The sequence below is a fragment of the Gluconobacter kondonii genome (genome assembly GCF_002723995.1).
GTDB classification, from domain to species: Bacteria; Pseudomonadota; Alphaproteobacteria; order Acetobacterales; family Acetobacteraceae; genus Gluconobacter; species Gluconobacter kondonii.
Genome location: NZ_BEWP01000030.1, coordinates 1 through 15,044, shown reverse-complemented (window position 1 = coordinate 15,044; position 15,044 = coordinate 1). Strand labels below are relative to the sequence as shown.

11 protein-coding genes and 1 pseudogene are annotated in these 15,044 nt (G+C 53.9%); 7 read left to right on the top strand and 5 right to left on the bottom strand.

The genetic code is table 11. The annotated features are described in order from the left end of the window. From GKO01_RS15865 to GKO01_RS14865, 5 genes are all read right to left on the bottom strand, one after another. Nucleotides 1-217: hypothetical protein (locus GKO01_RS15865; protein ID WP_218017454.1), on the bottom strand; the 217-nt coding region annotated here is incomplete at its 3' end. Continuing rightward, nucleotides 214-669: a RusA family crossover junction endodeoxyribonuclease gene (locus tag GKO01_RS14880; RefSeq protein ID WP_099287701.1), complete on the bottom strand. Its 456-nt coding sequence runs from the start codon at nt 667-669 to the stop codon at nt 214-216. The genes GKO01_RS14880 and GKO01_RS15865, both read right to left, overlap by 4 nt. A gap of 234 nt (nt 670-903) precedes the next feature. After that, nucleotides 904-2,220, bottom strand: coding sequence for a glycoside hydrolase family 28 protein (locus GKO01_RS14875; RefSeq protein WP_099287700.1), 1,317 nt, complete (start codon nt 2,218-2,220; stop codon nt 904-906). Between the two features lie 113 nt (nt 2,221-2,333). Further along, nucleotides 2,334-3,704, bottom strand: coding sequence for a hypothetical protein (locus GKO01_RS14870; protein WP_099287699.1), 1,371 nt, complete (start codon nt 3,702-3,704; stop codon nt 2,334-2,336). Between the two features lie 51 nt (nt 3,705-3,755). Further along, on the bottom strand, nt 3,756-4,859 hold the full coding sequence (locus GKO01_RS14865; RefSeq protein WP_099287698.1) for a Fic family protein: 1,104 nt from the start codon (nt 4,857-4,859) through the stop codon (nt 3,756-3,758). A gap of 181 nt (nt 4,860-5,040) precedes the next feature. Here GKO01_RS14865 and GKO01_RS14860 point away from each other — a divergent pair, with 181 nt between their 5' ends. From GKO01_RS14860 to GKO01_RS14835, 7 genes and pseudogenes are all read left to right on the top strand, one after another. Further along, nucleotides 5,041-5,922, top strand: a complete 882-nt coding sequence (locus GKO01_RS14860) for a DNA/RNA non-specific endonuclease (RefSeq protein ID WP_099287702.1) — start codon at nt 5,041-5,043, stop codon at nt 5,920-5,922. A gap of 402 nt (nt 5,923-6,324) precedes the next feature. Then, nucleotides 6,325-6,492, top strand: a pseudogene (locus GKO01_RS16625) (DUF6538 domain-containing protein); the annotation flags it as partial. 12 nt (nt 6,493-6,504) lie between these two features. Next, on the top strand, nt 6,505-7,974 hold the full coding sequence (locus tag GKO01_RS14855; RefSeq protein WP_244901506.1) for a tyrosine-type recombinase/integrase: 1,470 nt from the start codon (nt 6,505-6,507) through the stop codon (nt 7,972-7,974). A 64-nt stretch (nt 7,975-8,038) separates the two neighbouring features. Continuing rightward, on the top strand, nt 8,039-9,565 hold the full coding sequence (locus tag GKO01_RS14850) for a type I restriction-modification system subunit M (protein WP_099287696.1): 1,527 nt from the start codon (nt 8,039-8,041) through the stop codon (nt 9,563-9,565). After that, complete coding sequence (locus tag GKO01_RS14845; RefSeq protein WP_099287695.1) at nt 9,555-10,763, top strand: restriction endonuclease subunit S; 1,209 nt, start codon at nt 9,555-9,557, stop codon at nt 10,761-10,763. Before GKO01_RS14850 ends, GKO01_RS14845 begins: the two co-directional genes overlap by 11 nt. Before the next feature lie 30 nt (nt 10,764-10,793). Beyond that, entirely contained in the window at nt 10,794-14,090 is a 3,297-nt protein-coding gene (locus GKO01_RS14840; RefSeq protein ID WP_099287694.1) for a type I restriction endonuclease subunit R, read from the top strand. A gap of 2 nt (nt 14,091-14,092) precedes the next feature. Then, nucleotides 14,093-14,833: a M48 family metallopeptidase gene (locus GKO01_RS14835; RefSeq protein ID WP_099287693.1), complete on the top strand. Its 741-nt coding sequence runs from the start codon at nt 14,093-14,095 to the stop codon at nt 14,831-14,833. Nucleotides 14,834-15,044: the final 211 nt, after the last annotated feature.

The following is a 15,044-nucleotide window of genomic DNA, read 5'->3' as shown; positions in this document are numbered from 1 at the left end:
GGTCGATCTTGTTGCTCCGTAAACCCCCTGGTATTTTGATTTCTATAATGACTCGGTCGTGTTCACCGAAGGCGAGAGCATCAGGACGATAGCTATCAAGAAAACGTGGGATCTCATCTTCTGAGGGGTGCTCGATGAAGCGATATGCCCTAGATTCAAAGTTTTTTCGTAAATCTTCGAGTGTTTTTTGTTCAAGATCATTAGCAGATATACTCATGACGCGCTCCTCGAAACTGGGTCGTCTTCTAGACGAATATAAAGGCACGGCTTCTCCGTGCCTATGGCCGCCTCAAGGGTTTGTGATGGCGACGAGAAAATATGCATTCCTCCAGGCTCAAATTTCTGGACCACACACCGCTCGATCAATTTGTCATCCGGGTACGCGACGGAAATCATACCGTCCAAGATCGGCTTGACTATGTTATCAACATCACCTTGCATCTTGCTGTCCGGAAAGTAATAAATAGTCACGCAGAGCGCTCGATTATCTAGGAAATACTGCTCGCGAACTGAATCTATATCTTTCTTTGCATATTGCGATACCATCTCTATCCATCGCTTTTTTGCCGCGTTGTTCTTTGTTTGAGCTGATACGGGTGTAACCTGCTCAATCGTGAACTCGAATGGAAACGGCATCTCGAACTCACTGTCACTCTCCGCTTTGCCCATGTATCCTCCGTCAAGTGTTGCATAACAGCATGCTTCCGACACGGTCGTTCCGCAACAAATTCGCAATGATATTATTGACGTGTCTAATTAGGCAGGCCTAGCGTTTTCTCCATGATCAACGTCAGCTTTGCGAGAAGCGAAATAACGGGTTGTATGTCAGTTATGAGGCGATTACCGCCTGTCTGCTGTGTTTTTTCTGAGTCGACAGACGGTCAATCATGGCGAGTAAAAAACTCATTCATGAACTCTTCTCTCATCCGTGCAGCGCAGATCTGACCCGTCAATATGCACACCAGGTCCACACTGAGTTACTGGAGGCGTCTGAACTGTGAGCGTGCTTTCAAAGGAACGTCCGCTAACATGACTAAGCTGCAGCCCCTTCCGGGCCGACAGTCGAACATGTCTCAGTGTCAGACCCTCGATCGGTGCCTCAGGCAAACCCAACACAACGCCCACCGTCCCCGCATTTGTCGCCGTCATATCTGTTATGGTGACATCATGAATATGCGGGGTCGTTGATGTTACCGGAGCAGCGGGCTCGGTCATCAAGGCAGTCTGCTGCGTTCCCCCCGGCTGCCCTGCATAATAATCACTGATCGACAGCGGAACCCGAACATGGTCCATCGTCAGATGTTCTGCGCTGATCCAGCCAATATCTCCGCCACGATCCCGCCCAGACTTAATTCGCAGTCCGGACAGTGTGTTCTGAAACGAGACGTCAGATATTCTAATATGATGGGCACCATTGGCCAGTTCGCTACCAATGGACAGACCGTGTCCTTCGCCAAAGCGAGACTGTGTAATGCTAATATCGCTCGCAGCTCGTCCGGGCTGCATCAAACCGGACTTGATGGCGATGTTGTCATCCCCTGTCGCAATATCGAGATTACTCATCGTGACATGATCCGAGGAGACAAGATCAATACCATCGGTATTCCGAGACGAGGCCGGGTTGCGGATCGTGAGATGATCGATCCTGATCTGGCTGGACTCCCTGACAACGACTGTCCACATCGGAGAATTGGTCGCCGTAACGCCTGAGATCCGTCCATGCTGCACATGCGAGAACTCAATCAGCCAAGGACGTGGCAGACCATTCGCAGCAGGAACTCCCGGATAGTCTGGCCCGTAAGGTAAAGGACCTGAGGTCTGCGTCTTGTGCGACTGCACGGCTTGAGGCCACCAGACAGCAGCGCCATTTCCATCAATATGGCCCTGACCGGTTATAGCCACGTCCTGAACATCAATCGCAGAAACAAGGGCTTCACCGGGCTGCGCTGCTTTCCCCAGAAAGGCCCAGTGGAAAAGATGAGTGTCCGAACTTCCCAGAAGGGTACTTCCCTTCTCCAGATGCAGCGTGACATGGTTTTCGAGAGATAAAGGCCCGCTCAACCATCTTCCTGACGTCAACGACACCACACCACCGCCAGCCTCGCTACAGGCTGTAATGGCACGTTGAATGGCCGGACCGTCATTGGTGCGGCCATCATGCCGTGCACCATAAGTAACAGGATCACAGCGAGACGAAGCGGCATGACTGGGTATCGGCACGCACAACAGCGCCGCGACTATCCCACCTAAAATCAGCCCTGCGTCTCTCATAGAGAGACTGCCTAAAACACATCTTTGGTCCGACTGATTGCGTTTTTGAGCAGCGCTCCCCGTCACTTCCGCAGCCCCTTGATACCCAGCTCTTCCCACATCCAGTCAAAACTGAAAGAGGCCCCTGCCCCCTCACGCCCTAAACCTGCTGTGGTGCCTTCAATCTGCTTCAACCAGGTCGCAACTTTCTTCTTGCCCGCCGCTGTTGTAACAGCCTGCCTCGGCGTGACATGCCCAAGCCCCGGAACAACCTCATCCAGAACACGGCGATAATGCTGCTCCAGAACAGCAGCCAAAATTTCCGCTTCCTCTTCAAGCGGGATCTCGTCTTCACGCACATCCCCTCGACCAGAGGTCCGCTGCTCTTCTATAGCCTGCTCGGCGGTCATAATCTGTGTCAGAGGGGATCCAATCAGACTTCCCAAGGCGTTGCGGAGTAAAGCCGTGCCTTGCTCAGACCGCGTTTCTGAGTTGACCTGTAATCTCAGCTGACGGCCTTTCAGTTCCAGGTTCCCCAGAACAAGACCACCATCATCCAACGTCGTACTCAAAAACTGAGCTTTGCTGTCTCCTGCCTTAGAATGGGCCTCAGGAGCATGGTCACCAGCCTGACGCGTCCAATTCCAGATCATACGCCCTGCATGCTGCAAACAGGGTATCGTATTCAAAACCTCGGCAATGCTCTTCTGGGTGGTTCCCTTGCTGAGAGGAAAACATACGTCATGAAAGACCAGGTCTTCGCCATCGCTGTTAAACAGGACAGGTGGCTCGGAGGCGCTCACCATGTTTTCCATAGTTCTAAAGAGCCAAGTCAGCGTGAAGACCGGAGCCAGATCACGGAGCACATCTGTCTTGATCTTTGGAAACTCAGCCTGACCTCGCTTACGCTTGAGAACATCGCGCAAATTCTCAGCCAGATCTTCGCAAGCCTGCTGAGAATATGCCAACAGACTCCCTGCCAAAACCATTTTCCCGTCTTCGGGAACAAGGCGTGCCGCGATGCGCTCCCAAGGCTTCAAGGACTGTGTGGCTGAGCGTTCATGAACCAGAACAGGATCACCACCCCGCAACAGGTCACGCACCATCATGCTTTGACCCGGCACGATCTGCGAAACCTCATACAGGCTCATGACGGCCTCTTTGAGGCCCCGCATATAAGCGCTTTTGCGTGGACCTTCTTTCCAGCCCCGTCGTTTCAGATAGACCTCAACGAAATTTTCGTTATCCCAGTTCTGTCCCAAGAAATCTTCGAAGGCACAGCCCCAGAGTGACATTGCCGCACCCTGCCCGAGGATATCTCCCAGCTCTTCAAAGCTGATATCCGCCGCCTCTAAAGCCGGTCCCAGATGCTCACCCAACACCTCTTCAAAACAGGATTCCCACTGATCCTGCTTCAGATATCCGATAAGCCCTGTCAGATTGTCAGCGTTCATAAATGCGACGACCTCCACTATTGTTCTACGGCGGAACGGCAAACACCATGTTTACCCGAGACAAAGAGAATATCGTGCATAGCGGTTTTCTCCCGTCCGATTAAGGGCACCGAAAGACACCAGATCGGCCAGGTCACGCGTCGCCGTGGCAGATGTGGCGCCTGTGATCGAACGATAGTTCTGGGCACTCAGACCGCCCTGGAAGCCGTCAGGGCCTTCTGCCAGCATCCGAAGCAGAGCCTTTTCCTGACGCGTGTTCAGCTTGTCGCGGAGGCGATCCAGAAACCGCGTTTTCTCAATTAAAAAACGAATATTCTGAAGCGTACGAGACTGAGCTTCCAGAACGACATTACCAAACCACCCCATCCACGCATCAATGTGATTGGTTTCGCTGGCACGATGCAATTCAAGATAATAGGCTTTCTTGTCTGCATTGATGGTTGCAGCCAGTGCCGTAAGCGTCGGGGCCTCAAGGCTTTGCGCTAATGCCTTCTCAGCAAGAGCCCGCCCGATACGGCCATTGCCATCTTCGAAGGGATGGATGGTCTCAAACCACAAATGGGCAACCGCCGCCCGTTCGATAGCAGGGAGAGGCTCCGCTCCGGTTGGGGCCGTTCTGTTAAACCACTCAATAAACCCCGCCATCTCAGACGGCACATTTTTCGACGGCGGCGCTTCAAAATGAATATGTGGGGCGTGGAGAGGGCCTGAGATAATCTGCATGGCTTCTGCATGCATCCGATATCCACCGATGACGTCCAGATCACGGCGACCATTCATCAGCATGGCATGCCAGTCGAACAGGATTTGGTCGGTTAAAGGAGCCGCATAATGTCGATAGAGATCGACCATCAATTCCGCAGCCCCAGCCTCCGCTGGCGTGGAGCGCCGCTTGTCTGGCGCAAAACCCAACTGGCGGGCAATCGAAGATTGCACACTCGCCCGATCAAGAACCTCACCTTCAATGGCAGAACTCTCGACCATTTCCTGTGAGATCAGCTGAACAATGAGCTGCTGATTAGCATCTTTGTCCAGATGTTGCATCGCGCCCACGACAACGCCCGAACCTTTCAGGAACTGCGTTTCAGCCTCACGCAAACGGCTTTTCTTAAACTGAAATTGCGGCCAGTCCGGACGCTGCCAATTCCAACGCATGATCGATACCTCAACCTTCTATCAATCACTTTAACTGTAAAATATGATTGATAGAAGCGAAACTTATCAATCACCTCAGCTCATACGCTATGGCCAGCGCTGATAGTTTAGCCACGGGCAAGAGGTATTTTTTAAAAGCGCAATCTGTATGTTCAAGAACGCTTCTGGCAGAAGCTCCCAGATGGCAATTCGTTCTTCCGCCCTTCTGGCGCTGCTAACCCTCATCCCAACAGCGCAGGTGCACGGTGCCTCATGCAGCCATCTCTTTGCGGGAGGAAAACCTCCCATGAGCTTGCCTGCGGCAGCAGGCCAAAAAACTGTTTTTCTCTGCAACAACGACTATGCCGTTTTGGTCTCTGAAAACACGAAAAGTCCATTATGGTCTGCTGAAGATCTCACCGAAGAGCAAATAGAAGCCGCACGCCAAACAGCACGAACAGGTCACTTCACACCTGATAGACGGCTTCCCTCCTCTATGCAGGCCATGCTCTCTGATTATCACGGCTCCGGATATGACCGTGGCCATATGACCCCCAGCGGGGATGAGCCAGACACGAGCTCACAGAACCAATCCTTCCTCTTATCTAACATCGTACCACAGACCGCAGCATTGAACCGGGGGGCATGGGAAGGCGTCGAAAGCGCTGTTCGGGGGTGGGCCGACCAGGAAGGCGAAGTGTTTGTCGTCACAGGCCCTGGCTATAATCCGGATGAAGCCCAACAAACACTCGGCCCCGGTCACATCCCAATCCCCGCCATCACATGGAAGGCCATTTATGACCCCGTAGGACCGGGTACGGGCGCCTATGTCTGCCTCAATACCGCAAAACCCGTCTGCAAAATCACGTCAGTGGCCATGTTGACACAACTGGTTCATATCGACCCATTTCCTGCGCTTCCGGAACATTTGAAAGCGCAGATTGCGTCTATGCCGCCAATTCGCCAAAGCCCATACGCCCTCAGCCATCGCGCAGGTAATGAAAAGCTCCAAAAAAACTGGAAAAGCGTGGCCGTGCAAAAGGCTCTGAAAGCGTTGCTGCATTCACTTCGTGGAAACAGATAAAGCCCCGAACCCGCGAACCGCACCCCTTTGAACACAAACACGCCAGACAAAATCTTCTAACACACTTTCCCGCACACAAACCCGGAGCGACCCGCAGTACTCTGTAACGATTTCAGAATGAGCTCCATCTCCCTTCACGCCAATATGGCTACCGCCACAGAACCCTTGACTGGCCTCAGTTTTTCTCCAAACCTGTTCTCCATAATGTTCACTGAGAAGAGCGTCATATCCGCAGTTTTCTGCCGAAATTGAGAGCCTCCCAACATCTCAAAAATGTTGGCGAGCAGGTTCGAGTCCCGCAGCTCGCACCACTAACCTATTGAAAATGCAGAGAAAAACACACCTCGGCGTTAAAAAAGGCGTTTGTCCCACAGTCTTTCCCATTCTGGGAGAGTTAGACGCATGCTGCGAATCGTCGGATCGCAATATTATTTTAGGCGTTCTGTCCCTCTGGACCTCCGGGCTTGGTTAGGTAGAGGCGAGGTCTCGCATCCCCTGAAAACGTCGAATAAGCTCCTGGCACGACAAAAGGCGGCCTTGCTCTATGCTCGTACCGGCCAGTGCTTTGAGGAGATTCGGCGGATGACAACAAAGCCAACATCAAAAGCCCTGACCGCCACTGATATCATCCGTTTTTACGAACAGTTCGTGAAGGATTGGGAAAACTATCACAATGTCCGTCTGAAAGAAGAAGAGGCCAAACATGAGGTCGAAATGGCTCAACAGGCGCTCCAGACGAAAGCGTACATGCAGCAAGTCGACAATTTTCTGGATGTCATTGCAGAGCATTTCGAACAGACCGACGCTTTCCTCACTGCCTTGAGGCAGACACAGGCACTGCATACGGCCGTCACGCAGACCCGCGAAGGGATGCTTCGTGAAGAAATCGCGGGCTTGCGCAAACTGGTCGTCGATATCAAAGCTTCAGGCAGCACTTTAACGACGGTGCCTGCCCTCTCTGACGAAGAGGGGCCGGAAAGCGAACCGCTTCAAGCCTTGCCGTCTCCGACTAAAGAAAACCGTAAAAAGGCCAAAGCCCAAACCATTAGCGCGATGGCTCAACGCTTTGTCCTCAATGATGCCAGTAAGAGCGCAGACACGATAAAGGGAACGAAAACTACGCTCGACCTGTTCATTGAGGCTTTCGGAGACCTGCCCGTTAATCAGGTATCAGGCACAACGGCTGGAGACTTTCACGATTTACTCCTCGGACTCCCTGCGACACATGGAAAATCCAAAAACCGTTTACCCATTCGAAAAGCCGTAGAAGCGGCCAAAGAGCAAGGGTTGGAAACAGTCAGCGGCAAGACGGTGAAGAACCACTTCTCCCGCCTATCGTCTCTCTGGTCCGTACTCGTGCAACGCGAAATTGTCGCCAAGAACCCCTGGGCGCAGTGGTCCTTCAATACGGCCAAAAAGACAGAACGACGCTGTTGGACCGATGAAGAATTGGCTCTTCTGACACAGGCACACTGGGAGCATCGCGGCATTTCCCGTCGAACATACGCAGGAATGGTCAACGTCGCGCTCTACACCGGCTTACGATTGGGCGAAATCTGCAATCTGCGCGGCCAAGACATAGAGAATATCCAAGGTGTGGCGTGCTTCCATGTCCGCCCCCATCCAGAAGACGGCTGGTCTCCGAAATCTGCCGCAGGAACACGGCTCGTTCCCATCCACTCCCAGCTCATTAAGGCGGGAATCATGAGCTTTTTAAAGCCCGACCAGCACTTTCTCTTCCCGGACCTCCCGACATCAAGTGGAGGGGTGCGAGGAGCCGCGTTCGGACAGGCCTTTTCAAAACTCAAAACCAAGCTCGACCTTCCAGCAGAAATTACGTTTCACAGCTTCAGGCACACAGTTTCCACGAAACTTCGCAATCAGAATGCCAACTTTCGAGAGTTATGGATTGACCGGGTTCTGGGGCATGAAGCCTCCCATCGCAGTCAAGGAACCATGAACTACACAAGTTCTATCGACGTGCAGAACCTGAAGAACGTTATCGAAGCACTGGAATTCCCAACATTCCAATTAGACATTCCAGAAAGCTGAAGACTTGCCAGAGTGTGCCTATAGGAGCGACATATCCTGACATATTGAGGCAGGACCAGACTTCGTGACCGAGCAGATTTCACAGGACACCATCAACAAGGCGCTATGGAGCGCCTGCGATACCTTCCGCGGCACCGTCAGCCCCGACACCTACCGGGATTACGTGCTGACCATGCTGTTCCTGAAATACATCTCCGATGTGTGGCAGGATCATTATGACGGCTACAAGAAAGAATATGGCGATAACCCCACCCTGATCGAAGCGATGATGGCGCAGGAACGCTTTGTTCTGCCCAAGGGTGCGGATTTCTATACCCTCTATAAAGAGCGCAATGCCCCCGGAAATGGCGAGCGGATCGACAAGGCGCTGCACGCCATTGAAGAGGCCAACGGCACCAAGCTGAAGGACGCGGGCAAGAGCGTCTTCCAGGACATCAGCTTCAACTCCGACAAGCTGGGCGATGAGAAGCAGAAGAACACCATTTTGCGCCATCTGCTGGAAGATTTCCACAAGCCGGACCTGAACCTGCGCCCCTCCCGCGCGGGCAATCTGGACGTGATCGGCAATGGCTACGAGTTCCTGATCAAGAACTTTGCTGCCAGCGGTGGGCAGAAGGCTGGCGAGTTCTACACCCCGCCGGAAGTCAGTGAGCTGCTGGCCCGAATTCTGAGCCCGCAGCCGGGTGAGACCATCTGTGATCCGGCCTGCGGTTCGGCGTCATTGCTGATGAAGTGCGGACGTCAGGTGACGCAGAACCATAACGGCAGCAAAGCGTACGAACTGCTTGGACAGGAAGCCATTGGCTCCACATGGTCCTTCGCCAAGATGAACATGTTCCTGCATGGCGAGGACAACCATCGGATTGAATGGGGCGACACCATCCGCAACCCCAAACTGCTGGATGATAAAAACCACCTAATGCGCTTTGACGTGGTGACGGCCAACCCGCCTTTCAGTCTCGACAAATGGGGACATGACGAGGCGGAGCAGGACGTGCATCACCGCTTTGCCCGTGGCGTGCCGCCCAAGACCAAAGGCGATTACGCCTTTATCCTGCACATGATTTCTACCCTGAAAGACCGCACGGGTCGCATGGGGGTTGTGGTACCGCATGGCGTGCTGTTCCGGGGCAGTTCGGAAGGCAGGATCCGCCAGAAGCTGATTGAGGAAAACCTGCTGGACGCCGTGATCGGCCTGCCGGAAAAGCTGTTCTTCGGCACGGGAATTCCAGCCGCCATTCTGATCTTCCGCAAGGACCGCAAGACGAAGGATGTACTGTTCATTGATGCCAGCCGTGAGTTCAGGGCGGGCAAGAACCAGAACGTGCTGACCGAAGAGAACATCACGAAGATCGTGGACACCTACCGTGCCCGCAAGGACGTGGACAAATACGCCCACCTCGCCACACCGGACGCGATCAAAGAGAATGACTACAACCTGAACATTCCGCGTTATGTTGATACGTTTGAGGAAGAAGAGGAGATCGACCTGAACGCTGTTCGGGCCGAACGGTCGGAGATCAAGGCGGAACTGACGAAGCTGGAAGCCCAGATGGACGCTTACCTGAAGGAGCTGGGTTATGCTTCCTGAGGGGTGGAAATATTCCAATATTGGAGAAATTGCGTCCAACGTCACTAGCGGATCACGGGATTGGGCGCAGTATTATTCTGATACTGGCGATAAATTTGTAAGAATGACCAACCTTGCACGTGATGGAGTCAGAATTTCAGAAAACGACATGAAGTTCGTCTCCATTCCGCATGACTCCACTGATGGAAAACGCACAGCATTGAAGAATGGAGACATTCTCATTTCCATCACAGCGGAACTTGGAAAAATCGGTCTGGTTCCGAACGGATTTGGAACAGCATTTATCAATCAGCATCTTGCTTTAGTTAGATTAAAGAATGCGGCTGCTTCCAGCACATTCGTCGCTTACGCCCTATCTTCGAAGAAGCTCAATCAAAAACTGAACTCTCTAAACGATGCAGGCGCAAAAGCAGGACTGAATCTTTCGACCATTCGTTCTTTTCCAATCATACTTCCTCCTCTTCTCGAACAGAAGAAGATCGCGGCGATCCTCTCGACGTGGGATCGTGCGATTGAGGGGACTGAGAAGCTTCTGGCCAACAGCCAGCAGCAGAAAAAAGCCCTCATGCAGCAACTCCTCACAGGCAAAAAACGCCTGCCGGGGTTCACGGGGGAGTGGAGAGTTTGCTCGCTTTCAGACGTTGCCACGGTACAAACCGCGACATCTAAAACTCAATATATTTGTAAAAATGGAGCACGATTTATTGTCGATATGGGTTCGGTAAACCGGTTAGGAAATCTCGTTTGCACAAAGTCCACTCAGTATAATGAAGACCTTTTGCCAAAAGGTACGTTGGTCATGCCAAAAGATGACATCGGTGGCGGAAATATTATAGGTCGAACATCTTATATTGATCGAGACGATCTGTATGTGCTGGGAGACCATGTTTACGCCCTACATATTAACAACTGTGATAGTAAATTTCTTCATTTTCTAATAAATTCAAATCCAATAAATAAGAATTTACGTCGAATGGCTAATGGTACGGCTCAGTTGGGCTTGGGAAAAAAAGATGTCTTAAAACAAAAAATAAAAATCCCATCCCAATTGTCCGAACAGAAAGTCATCGCGACCGTCCTGACGACAGCAGACGAAGAAATCACCACACTTGAATCCGACCTTTCCCGCCTGCGTCAGGAGAAGAAAGCCCTGATGCAGCAGCTTCTCACGGGCAAGCGCCGCGTGACGGTCGATTAAAACATTTCAGTTCGCAGGATATTTGACATCATGGCTCCCGCCCCGAAATTTCAGGAAGAATACAGCGCCAAACTGCCCGCATTGGCCCTGCTCAGCACCCTCGGCTGGCGGTTTCTGCCTCCATCCGAAGCACTGACCTTGCGGGGCGGTAAGCAGAGTGCCGTGGTGCTGGACACCCTCCTGCGGGCGGAACTGCAAAAACGCCGCTTTACATTTGAAGGACAGGACCACGCCCTATCCGATCAGGCCATTGAACGGCTTGTCTCTCACGTCACGCACCCGGACTTCGTCTCCGGCCTGCGTGACGCCAATGAGAAGATGACGACGCATCTGCTGTTCGGCATCGCCATTACCGAGTTCATTAACGGGCGCAAGGCCAACCCGACCATCGTCCTGATCGACTGGCAGAACCCGGAAAACAACAGCTTTACCTTTACCGAAGAATTCAGCGTCCTGCGTACGGATCTGACGCAGACGCGCAGGCCGGATATTGTGTGTTTCGTCAACGGCATTCCGCTGGCGGTGATCGAGGCCAAGCGCCCCGATGGCCAGCCGGGCAAAGGCCCGACGGTGGAGGCCGGGATTTCCCAGAGCATCCGCAATCAGAATAAGGATGAAATCCCCCAGCTTTTTGCCTACAGCCAGCTCCTGCTCTCCATCACCGGGCATGACGGGCGTTATGGCACCTGCGGCACGCCCAAAAAATTCTGGGCCAGCTGGAAGGAAGAAGACATTCCCGAAAGCCGGATGGAGACGCTCAAGAACACGCCGTTGTCGGCTACCCAGAAAGACGCGCTGTTTGCGGAACGGAAACCGTCTGACCGGGACTGGTTCGAGGACTGGGCGTCCCGCCCGCTGCATGTCACGGATCAGGACCGGCTGCTGATCGGCCTGCTCTCTCCCGAGCGCCTGCTGGAGATGGCGCGGTTCTTCACCCTGGTCGACCGCAAGGCAGGCAAGATCGTCGCCCGCTATCAGCAGGTTTTCGGCATCAAACGCCTTCTGGAACGTATCAAATCCCGCCGCAGCGATGGCGGGCGTGGGGGTGGCGTAGTCTGGCACACCACAGGGTCGGGCAAGTCCTTTACCATGGTGTTTCTCAGCCGCGCCCTCATTCTGGATGAAGATCTCAAGCAATGCCGCATTCTGGTGGTGACAGACCGTAAGGATCTGGAACGCCAGTTGAGCACCACATTCTCCACCGGCGGCGAACTGGCGGATAAGAAAGACAAGGAAGAAGCACTGGCGACCTCTGGCAGCCGTCTGGCGCAGCAGATCGGGCATGGGCAGGAGCGGATCATCTTCTCGCTCATCAACAAGTTCCACACCGCGACCACGCTGCCCGAATGCCATAATGACAGTGCGGATATCATCGTGCTGGTGGATGAAGGGCATCGCAGTCAGGGCGGCGAGAACCATGCCCGCATGAAGCACGCTTTGCCCAATGCTGCCTTCATTGCCTTTACCGGCACGCCGCTGCTCAAGGGGAGTGAAACAACAAGCCGGTTTGGCAAGATCATCCATTCCTATACGATGCAGCAGGCCGTGGCGGACAAGACCGTGACGCCCCTGCTCTATGAAGAGCGCAAACCCGATCTGGATGTGAATGATCGCGCCATTGATGCCTGGTTCGAGCGCATTACGCAGGGGCTGACCGAAGAGCAGGTCACGGACCTCAAGAAGCGCTTTGCCCGCGCCAATCAGGTCTACAAGGCGGATGACCGCATCCGGCTAATCGCCATGGATCTGGCCACGCACTTTGACAGCAACATCGACAGCGGCCTCAAGGGCATGCTGGCGTGTGACAGCAAGCTCTCTGCCATTCGCTACAAGCAATATCTGGATGAGGTCGGTCTGTTCGAGAGCGCCATCGTCATAAGCCCGCCCGATACGCGCGAGGGCCATACGGAAGTGGATGAGCGCAAACAGCCGGAAATTCAGGACTGGTGGAAAAACAATGTCGGCAGCCAGAGCGAGGAGGATTACACACGCGGCGTTATTGAGCGGTTTGAAAAAGACCCGGACCTCAGGCTGATCATTGTGGTCGATAAGCTGCTGACCGGCTTTGATGAACCGAAGAATGCAGTGCTCTATATCGACAAGCCGCTGAAGCAGCACAATCTGTTGCAGGCCATTGCGCGCGTGAACCGGTTGCATGACCAGAAGAAGCATGGGCTTCTGATTGATTATCGGGGCATTCTGGCTGAACTGGACACCACACTGGCCCGCTATGACGAACTGGCGGCTGAGAATGTCGGCGGATATGACCCGAAGGACATTGCTGGGCTGTATAGCCAGATGAGCACGGAATACCGGGAACTCCCCGCTTTGCACAAAGCGCTCTGGGCTATTTTTGAGGGCGTGAAGAACAGGAGTGACCTCCAGCAGCTTCGCGCCGTGCTCATGCCCCGCATGGTGGAGGAACACGGCCAGATGGTGGACGTGAACCTCAAGCGCCGGGATGACTTCTATGAGGCACTGACGAAGTTTGCCGCCTGCCTGAAAGTGGCGTTGCAATCCGTGGCCTTCTTTGAAGACACCAGCTTCACGGAAAAAGATCGCGCCACCTACAAGGAGACCCTGAAGCAGATGACCAGCCTGCGCCAGATGGTCATGCAGGATACCGGTGAAACCGTGGACTTCGACCAGTATGCCGAGCAAGTGAAAAAGCTGCTGGACCGGCATGTAGCGGGCGTGAAGGTCCATGAGTCCCAGGGCCTGTATGCGGTCGGCAAGATGGGCCAGAGGCCTGAAGACAACGAGCCCGAAAACTGGAGTGAGGAGAAAACCCGCAACGAGACAGATCTGATCCGCACCCGTGTGGCGAAAATGATCGAGCACGAGATGCAGGACGACCCATATGCGAAGGAAGCGTTCTCGGCCCTGCTGCGCAAGGTGATTGAGGAGGCAGAAAGCCTGTTCGACCATCCGCTCAAGCAGTTCATGCTGTTTCAGGAATTTGAGGAACAGGTGGCCCAGCGGAAGCTGGAGAACATCCCCTCTGTTTTTGACGGACATCGTCATGCGCAGGCCTATTATGGCGTGTTCCTGAAAACGCTCGCGGCTATCTTCAATCACAAACAGACGGAGGCAGAGCAACAAGGCTGGATTAATCTGGCGTTCGAGATCGACAGCATAGTGGACAAGGCTGTGAGGGAGAACTCGCTCAGCCGCCCGGATATGGAAAAGGCGGTCAGGAAAGAACTGCTGCCGCTCCTGTTCAGCACCGGCCAGAAAGCTGGCTTTGGCGTGGACAAGGCGCAGGAGATCATCGAGCAGGTCATTCAGATCATGCGGGCCGGTCCTGCTGATCCGCTGCGTGGCTAAACATGAGCGATGACCGGACACACCGCATTCTGACCTATGGGGGTGAGCAGATCCGGGTGGAACTGCTGCCCCGTGCTCGCCCCGGCACAACCCTGCGGATCAAAGTGCATCCTGACCTGACTGTGCAGGCTGTCGTCCCTGACAGCACATCCGATGCGGATCTGGAAAAGGCGCTACACCAGAAGACCCGCTGGATCTGGGAGAAGCTGCGAGACTTCCGGGCGGTACAGGAACACGCCACGCCGCGTGCCTATGTCAGCGGGGAAAGCCACTTCTATCTGGGGCGGCGGCATCTTCTGAAAGTGCATCATCAGCCTGACGCGCCAGAGACCGTGCGGATGCTGCGCGGGCGGCTGGAGGTGTCCGTGCAAGACCGCAATGCCTTACGGATTCAGAAGCTGCTGGAACTGTGGTATTTTACGCGGGCGCAGGAGGTGTTTCGGAGCCGCCTTGATGCGCTGCTGCCGTCAGCGCTCTGGGTCAGCGCGCTCCCTGCCCTGAAGCTCCAAGTCATGCAAACCCAGTGGGGCAACTGCTCACCGGGTGGCACCATCACGCTCAATCCGCATCTGGTGAAAGCTCCGCGTGATTGCATTGATTATGTGATCCTGCATGAACTCTGTCATTTGCAGGAGCACAATCACGGTTCAGCGTTCTGGGCGCTGCTGGAACGCGTGATGCCGGACTGGCAGCGTCATAAGGCGCGGCTGGATGACATGGCGGAACTGATGTTGCGACAATAGTGCGCTTTAAGCGCTATGGGGGGATTTCAGTCGGTCCGCTTTGCGAAAGGAACAATCGGAAGTTGACATCACCACGAATCCCAGCGCGGCTCAAATCGCACTCATAATCATATCTCGCAACACATGATAAGATCATAATAAGATGGCTAACAGACCGATGACCTTACACGCCCCTAGAATTTTATCGTGCAGCAGTTGCGATGCACGGGAT

Excerpts from the sequence above, each read along its gene's own strand:
- GKO01_RS14880 (WP_099287701.1), bottom strand. The coding sequence starts at position 669 with ATGGGCAAAGCGGAGAGTGACAGTGAGTTCGAGATGCCGTTTCCATTC.
- GKO01_RS14870 (WP_099287699.1), bottom strand. The coding sequence starts at position 3,704 with ATGAACGCTGACAATCTGACAGGGCTTATCGGATATCTGAAGCAGGAT.
- GKO01_RS14865 (WP_099287698.1), bottom strand. The coding sequence starts at position 4,859 with ATGCGTTGGAATTGGCAGCGTCCGGACTGGCCGCAATTTCAGTTTAAG.
- GKO01_RS14860 (WP_099287702.1), top strand. The coding sequence starts at position 5,041 with ATGGCAATTCGTTCTTCCGCCCTTCTGGCGCTGCTAACCCTCATCCCA.
- GKO01_RS14855 (WP_244901506.1), top strand. The coding sequence starts at position 6,505 with ATGACAACAAAGCCAACATCAAAAGCCCTGACCGCCACTGATATCATC.
- GKO01_RS14845 (WP_099287695.1), top strand. The coding sequence starts at position 9,555 with ATGCTTCCTGAGGGGTGGAAATATTCCAATATTGGAGAAATTGCGTCC.
- GKO01_RS14840 (WP_099287694.1), top strand. The coding sequence starts at position 10,794 with ATGGCTCCCGCCCCGAAATTTCAGGAAGAATACAGCGCCAAACTGCCC.
- GKO01_RS14835 (WP_099287693.1), top strand. The coding sequence starts at position 14,093 with ATGAGCGATGACCGGACACACCGCATTCTGACCTATGGGGGTGAGCAG.